This window comes from Micromonospora globispora, from assembly GCF_003857015.1.
Lineage (GTDB): Bacteria > Actinomycetota > Actinomycetes > Mycobacteriales > Micromonosporaceae > Micromonospora > Micromonospora globispora.
On record NZ_QGGF01000031.1, the window covers coordinates 1 to 4,805 of the forward strand.

General features: G+C 68.0%; 5 protein-coding genes and 2 pseudogenes. 5 read left to right on the forward strand and 2 right to left on the reverse strand.

The annotated features are described in order from the left end of the window. Both DKL51_RS00910 and DKL51_RS00915 read left to right on the forward strand, forming a co-directional pair. Positions 1 to 347 (forward strand): annotated as a pseudogene (locus tag DKL51_RS00910) (nitrate- and nitrite sensing domain-containing protein); the annotation flags it as partial. Further along, on the forward strand, positions 344 to 769 hold the full coding sequence (locus DKL51_RS00915; protein WP_109945217.1) for a roadblock/LC7 domain-containing protein: 426 nt from the start codon (positions 344 to 346) through the stop codon (positions 767 to 769). The pseudogene DKL51_RS00910 and the gene DKL51_RS00915, both read left to right, overlap by 4 nt. A 182-nt stretch (positions 770 to 951) precedes the next feature. Here the strand turns inward: DKL51_RS00915 and DKL51_RS00920 are convergent. Then, a pseudogene (locus tag DKL51_RS00920) lies at positions 952 to 1,134 on the reverse strand (DUF3159 domain-containing protein); the annotation flags it as partial. A 415-nt stretch (positions 1,135 to 1,549) separates the two neighbouring features. Between DKL51_RS00920 and DKL51_RS00925 the strand changes: the two are divergent. Then, positions 1,550 to 1,756 (forward strand): hypothetical protein, encoded by a 207-nt coding sequence (locus DKL51_RS00925; protein WP_109964394.1) that lies wholly within the window; start codon positions 1,550 to 1,552, stop codon positions 1,754 to 1,756. 473 nt (positions 1,757 to 2,229) lie between these two features. Further along, complete coding sequence (locus DKL51_RS00930; RefSeq protein ID WP_109964395.1) at positions 2,230 to 2,466, forward strand: PLD nuclease N-terminal domain-containing protein; 237 nt, start codon at positions 2,230 to 2,232, stop codon at positions 2,464 to 2,466. A gap of 24 nt (positions 2,467 to 2,490) precedes the next feature. Here the strand turns inward: DKL51_RS00930 and DKL51_RS00935 are convergent, their stop codons facing one another. Continuing rightward, complete coding sequence (locus DKL51_RS00935; protein ID WP_123809594.1) at positions 2,491 to 3,318, reverse strand: hypothetical protein; 828 nt, start codon at positions 3,316 to 3,318, stop codon at positions 2,491 to 2,493. A gap of 791 nt (positions 3,319 to 4,109) precedes the next feature. Here DKL51_RS00935 and DKL51_RS00940 point away from each other — a divergent pair. After that, entirely contained in the window at positions 4,110 to 4,667 is a 558-nt protein-coding gene (locus tag DKL51_RS00940; RefSeq protein WP_109964392.1) for a dihydrofolate reductase family protein, read from the forward strand. Positions 4,668 to 4,805: the final 138 nt, after the last annotated feature.

Below are 4,805 nucleotides of genomic sequence, written 5' to 3' on the forward strand. Positions count from 1 at the left end.
TCCTCGCCCCGGCCGCCGGGGCGCCCAGCCCGCCGCGCGGGGGCTGGTTCTCCCGGCAGGGATCGTCCGCCCTGACCCCCGGTGTGACGCCAGCGCCCCCGGCGACGCCGGTGACCGGAGGGACCAACGCACAGGGCCTGCCGGTCCGCGTGCCGATGGCCCAGCTCTCCGCCGTGACGCAGTCCGCCCGTGCGAGCGAGCCGGCGCCGCGCCACGACCTCGATCCGGAGGCCGTGGGCGGCATGCTGTCCCGCTTGTACAGCGGGGTGCGGCGGGCGGAGGCCGAGGAGACGAGGGAGATCATCATGCCGCCCACCGGCGTACCCAGCGAAGGGGGACAACAGTGACGACCACGTTGAGCCAGGAGGCACGTGACCTGAGCTGGCTGGTGAACGCGTTCGCCGAGCGCGTCCCCGGGGTGGCGCACGCGGTGGTGGTCTCCTCGGACGGGTTGCTGGTGGCGCTCTCGGCGCACCTGCCCCGCGACCACGCCGACAAGCTCGCGGCGGTCACCTCGGGCCTGATGAGCATCACCGCGGGAGCGGCCCAGATGTTCGACGGGGACATCGTCAAGCAGACCGTCGTGGAGATGGGCCGCGGCTACTTCCTCGTCATGCAGATCCGGGACGGCTCGATCCTCGCCACCCTCGCCGCCGCCGAAGCGGACATCGGCGTGGTGGGATACGAGATGGCGCGGCTGGCCAAGCAGGCCGGCGAGATGCTCACCCCGGCGCTGCGCGCGGAGCTTCAGCAGGCACTGCCCCGCTGACCGGGCCACCGGGATGGGCCGTCTAGCCGGCGCGGCGGACCGGCTGGCCGACCGCTCCGGGCGGAGATGACCCGGGCGCAAAAAAGTCCGCGAAATTTGGCGCTCCACGGGATCACACGGCGGACGCGGACGGAGTAACGTACATCACCGGAGAGGCCGCTCCCCCCGTGGCGGCCTCTCTCCTATTTCTCCGGTGCGGCTGCCGGCGCCGCGTCCTGATCGGACACTCCCATCGGGTGGCGCTGCCCCGGATGCCCGGCCGGCAGCGACCGGCGGATCACCAGCCAGCTCACGCCCAGCGCGGCCGCGACCACCGGCCAGGTGAGCGCCACCCGAGCCACCACCTGGCCACCGAGCCAGAGCGGCCTGCACCGGTAGTCGGCAAGACGACCGCTTACAAACCCCGTCGGTTGGGCCTCACCGGTGAGCCGGTCCTGGTGTGGGGTCCAGGCTCGCCTCACCGTCGTCTCAGTTGCCGTCTCATTCGCCAGCGTTCGCGCAGCACCACCGATGACCAGCCAAACGGGCTCGACCGCTGTCACGGCTTGCCACAAGCTGGGCCGGACGCTGGCTCGTAGACTTGGAAAGCGTGCCTCGATGCTGCTCACGCCGGCCCTGGCTCTGCCGGACTCAGTTGTGGTCTCTTTCCTCAGCGGTCGAGGCCGTCCATCGGAGGCCGGACCGCCGGGGCTTGGGTCAACGATCGACCGCTGGCCCGACATCTAGAGCCCGCAGCCGCGAGTGCTTCCGCCCTACTGCAAAGCTTGCAACACTGGCCGCATGACCGGCGAACGGCGACCGAGCGAAGCCGAGCGTGAGCGTGGTTGGTACGGCTACGAGCCAGAATCGTTTCAGCGGGCGTCGTTCCTGCAGCGGGTGCAGCTGCGCTGGTGGCGCGTCCGGTACTGGCGCGAGAACCGACGCGCCCACCAGGCCGCACTGGAGCGGCTGGCCGTCCGGCAACGCGAGCGGGGACAGCTGAGCTAAGCGGGGCGCAAAGCTGTGCAGGTGGCGCGACGCCGCCTTGGCGCGTCGTCGCTGCCAGGAATCGGGTGTGCTGGGCGGTCTCGTTTCTGGTCTCGTTCGTCGGTGTCCGGACCGGTTCTTCACGGGCGCGGCGTAGGTGTAGACCTGCTTGCGGACACTGTTGGTGGCTGCTGGATATCGGGTCGCAGACCTCGAAAGCATGGGACTGCCGGTCACGTTAGCCAGCGCCCTCGAACGCGACGCGCGAGGCAGCAAGCTCGGACGAGCAGCCAAGTGAGCAGCCAAGCCCGCGGGCATGGGCGGACGATCACGGACTGGGACACCGTGTAGAGCACGAGGACCGAACGCTGGACCAGCGCTGCTGGACCGACTCGTAATGCGTAGATCAGTCTTGTACGCACCGTTGCCGCAGCCTGCGGTGCAAGCGGTGTAACCTGCGGGCTGTCAGGGTCCGTGCGTACGTGGAGGACGTCATGGCCACACGGAAGTGGAGTGATCTTAGCCCTGAGCGCCGCAGGCTGATCATTGCTGCTGGCGTGGCGGAGGGTATCCTCAAGACGGCGGCGCTCATCGACATCAAGCGTCGACCCTCAAGGGAGATTCGGGGCCCGAAGTGGATATGGGCCTCGACGGTCACGTTCATCAACGCCTTTGGAGTTGCACCGCTCGCGTACTTCGCCTTCGGCCGGCGCCGGGACCCGCACGCTTAGCCCCAGTCGTACGCGCCTCGACAGCTAGCGAGTGAGTGCTTGGCGAAGATGGGCTGACGCTTCTGCCATGGACCAGTGCATGGCGATGTCCAACGGTCCTTCGCCGACGAGGTCATCTAGAAGTTTCCAGCCGAGCCAGTAGCCGCATCGTCCAGGCAGTTCGCCTGCCCGGTCGGCGGTGCCGCTGAACCACTCGTGCCATATATCGGTGCGCTCCAGATCCTGCAACGCTTGAGCCCTCAGTGTGGCCTGCATGTCGTGGCACCGGTCGATCCACGCGTCCTCGCCAGGCCGGAACCAGAGGTGTCCGCTGGGAGAGACTTCGGGCATCAGCCGGGCTGTGGCGTGGACGGCCAGTCCCTCCCGGAATAGGTCAGCGTCCAAGCGCTCATGCGGCCAGTCCTGCGCGGTCCTCCGCAGATGGACCAAGTGGATCATTTCGTGAAGGGCGAGGAGGACGTCAAAGGGCGGGTCAGGTAGCAACTCGGCTGCGAGAAACAGCGTTGGCTCCCCATCGACGGGTGCCGCCCATCCGTTGGCTCCGCCGAGACCCACGAGTACGACGGCGTTGATCGGCCGTTCGGTTGCCACGACGCTCGTCAGCAGGATCGCGGCCCGTTGGAGGGCCACGCGCGCACGTTTAGATCTGGTGGTCAGTTCGGTTCGCCGGTCGACCAGCTCCGGCAGTCGGGTCTCTGCCTCCGCAGGATCGATCCATGATTGAACCGCAGTGAAGATCTCCGAGTTGGGCTGGACGATCTGCCGGTGCCACCTTGTCTCGAGATCTCCCGGAGACTCATGTGCCGCGAACTCCTCGAAGGAAGTCACCAGATCCCGGACCATCATTCGCACCAACTACTCCCCTTCACGGACTGCCTCACGGCTCATGCTCGGCAGACGTCGTGTCAGCCGACGTCGAGGACATTGCCCCAGGTGGACATTAGTCCGCGTGGCCTCGCATTGAATCGCACGAGAAGGCGCCGCCGGGAGTTCGGGACGAAGGCGTCCGCGTGCCTGATGAGTCGCGCCGTCAGGAGCCCTCATCTGGGGACAGCACAGAAGTACAGCAACGCACCGCCCGTCATAGCCCGAGACCGCCCGACTGTGCCAGGCAACCGGCGTACCCGGCCGTCAACAACCGCCTCGCCGGAAATCCATCGGTTCAGGACAGCCTGTAGGTCGGGCAAAGGCGAGGCATCGTCGCTTCGTCCCCTGCCAAGTGTCACCCCCTGCTGGGGTGCCACGCCCAGGTCACCGGGCCAAGATGGCCACGAGAGTGGCGAAGCACCCGACCAGCGCGATGATCCCGCCCCGGCGGGGGTCGAAGCTCCGTCTCGACCTGGTCGCCGTACAGCCCGGAAGTACGGCAACCCATCGCACCGTCACAGCCCTTGACCGACCGGCCGAGCCTCGCGACCTGCGAACCGGGCCGTCAGCAACCGCCTCGCCGGTAATCCATCGGTTCAGGGTTCGAGTCCCTGGCGGCCCACTCCTCCGCAGGTCAGCGGCCCTGACCGGGATCGCTGTCGCCGCGATCAGGGCCGGTACAGCAGCGAATGAACCGCCCCGGGTTTGGCAGCGGCCGTCCCGATCTGGTCGCGGTTGTAGTAGTTGAACGCGGTGGGCAGTGGCAAGATTGCGCAATGGCCAACCTCATCTACTCGGCGATCGCCTCGCTCGATGGCTTCACCGCTGACGGCAACGGCGACTTCGACTGGGCGGCGCCCGACGAGGAGGTACACGCCTTCGTCAACGACAAGGAACGGCCGGTCGGCACCTACCTTTACGGGCGCCGGATGTACGAGACGATGGTCTACTGGGAGACCGCCTTCACCGGCGACGACCAGCCGGCCGTCGTGCGTGACTACGCGCGGATCTGGCAGGCGGCCGACAAGGTCGTCTACTCGTCGACGCTGGACGCGGTCTCAAGCGCGCGGACCCGGCTCGAGCGGGAGTTCGACCCGGACGCCCTCCGCCGTCTGAAAAAAGCCGCGGGGCGGGACGTCACCGTCGGGGGTCCGGGGCTCGCGGCGCACGCGCTCGCGGCCGGCCTGGTGGACGAGTGCCACCTCTTCCTCAACCCCGTCGTGGTGGGCGGGGGGACGCGCGCGTTGCCCGCTGGTCTCCACCTTGAGCTGGAACTGCTGGACGAGCGCCGGTTCGGCAACGGCGTGGTCTACCTGCGATATCGGGTCGGCTAGATGAGTACAGCAGCCAAGTACAGCAACGGACCACGCCGAAGCAGACCCTGAGCGGTCCCAACGGGCCGGATGACGTCGCACGGAACCTAATCGGATCAAGCCGCCGACGGTTCGCATCGGTGGGCGGCGGGGGTCACG

What these genes read in the sequence shown, in the direction of transcription:
- DKL51_RS00930 (WP_109964395.1), top strand. Translation starts at nt 2,230, where the DNA reads ATGGCCACACGGAAGTGGAGTGATCTTAGCCCTGAGCGCCGCAGGCTG.
- DKL51_RS00940 (WP_109964392.1), top strand. Translation starts at nt 4,110, where the DNA reads ATGGCCAACCTCATCTACTCGGCGATCGCCTCGCTCGATGGCTTCACC.
- DKL51_RS00925 (WP_109964394.1), top strand. Translation starts at nt 1,550, where the DNA reads ATGACCGGCGAACGGCGACCGAGCGAAGCCGAGCGTGAGCGTGGTTGG.